1 protein-coding gene is annotated in these 1,561 nt (G+C 30.1%); it reads left to right on the top strand.

Annotation, left to right across the window (positions count from 1 at the left end):
* The first annotated feature begins 1,264 nt into the window (after nucleotides 1–1,264).
* The gene (locus HNS40_RS22310; protein ID WP_172284919.1) at nucleotides 1,265–1,462 is read left to right on the top strand and encodes a hypothetical protein; all 198 of its coding nucleotides are present in this window, start codon (nucleotides 1,265–1,267) and stop codon (nucleotides 1,460–1,462) included.
* The last annotated feature ends 99 nt before the right edge of the window (nucleotides 1,463–1,561 follow it).

Genomic DNA, 1,561 nt, shown 5'->3' with positions numbered 1-1,561 from the left:
AGCCCTTTGCTGAAAAATCTAATATTCTATAATTCACCGATTACACTTCGCCGTGTTTGGGAAAAGCCACCCCGCCTAATTCCTAAGTTTATTATTGCTTAATAGCATTGTAACTATGAAAAGGCTATAAACCATTGCTCCCCATAATTTTTAATGTGACCCTAAAAACCTCAAAATATGACAATATCAATGCAGAAAATCTGATTTTCAATTGATTATTTTACTCATTTCTCTAGAAAACATAAAAATACAGCATTTTCAGACCAATATGTATTTGACTGATATAAAGGCAGATAGACTATATTACCAATTATTATACCAAATAAAACTATTCTTTTTTATCAACATTAGCGTGTCAATTTTAAAAGAACAATAAAAAACCACTGTATTAATCTGATATTAAGGTTCTTAAACAAATGCAATAAACTTATCAACAATAAACATATTTAGCACAAATAACTTAATTTCAATACAATAACAAACTCCTATTGCTGATTATCAATTACTTACATATAATAATAGTATAAGTTTTCAACAATTCTGCTGTTTTTCAAGTATCATCCTCTTGAATAATAGTATTTACAAGTGTTTTCAGTGTCTATATATTTTTTTCAACAGACAAAGGTTCGTTTTTACTCTGTTTGAAGCTATTGACTCTTTGTTTTAGTCTTCGTAATTTTACCAAGTAAAAATCAAATAAAACTAGACATTATGAAAAAGCAAGACAGAGTAAACAGCAATAGAAATAAAATAATAATATATGAACACTTTATACAGACCTGATTCTAGACATCATACTACAAAGCATAGCACAACACCTTTTAATTTAGGAAATCATATTTATACGAATTTCCTTACTGAGATTGACCCCAATCATCTCCTCTCGAATGTTGGTCTAAAAAGACCATTCACATACCTTATCTCCCCACAATTCTTTATTCGAAACTCCCCAACCATAAATCCCAATTCATGGATTTATACAAAATCATTATATCCAAATTTAAAGAGGGCGATGCTATTGAAGAATTTTCGACTATTCAAAAACATCCAAGAAAAAGAAAGGAGGCTCTTATGATTGAATAGCACATAAATGGCGCCTTAATCATCAATAAAACAATGATTAAATAAATAGCTGAGGAGCTTCGAATACCTTCAATAATTAATAATTAAAATTTTTAAAGATGAAAAACTTAGAGTTTTCAAAAGAATGCAAAATCAAGTTGTCAAAGGACAACACATTATTAATTTTTAAAATTCAAAAATCATGGTAAATTACAGCGTTAAACAAAAAGTGAATCCTCGCGATTTGGAGGAAGCACGCAAGTATTATGCAATAGCAAAATCAAGCAGAACAGTTGATGTTCGTGAAATTGCAGAACAAATAGCAGAGGAAGTATCCTTAGGAACCTCCGATGTATTGGGAGTACTTGAATCGGGTCAAGAACAAAACCTGGGGGGATGAGCTAAAATGTTATACTTTTGAAAAAAAGAATCACATCAATTATGCAAAATGATTTGGCTATTATGAGTTTGTTTTTTCCAGAAGGCATGCTCGACTATT

The sequence above is a fragment of the Lentimicrobium sp. S6 genome (assembly GCF_013166635.1).
Taxonomy (GTDB): domain Bacteria; phylum Bacteroidota; class Bacteroidia; order Bacteroidales; family UBA12170; genus UBA12170.
The sequence above is the reverse complement of the archived record's forward strand: the minus strand, read 5'-3'. Positions and strand labels throughout refer to the sequence as shown.

Coding starts and splice junctions, on each gene's coding strand:
- HNS40_RS22310 (WP_172284919.1), top strand. CDS start 1,265: ATGGTAAATTACAGCGTTAAACAAAAAGTGAATCCTCGCGATTTGGAG.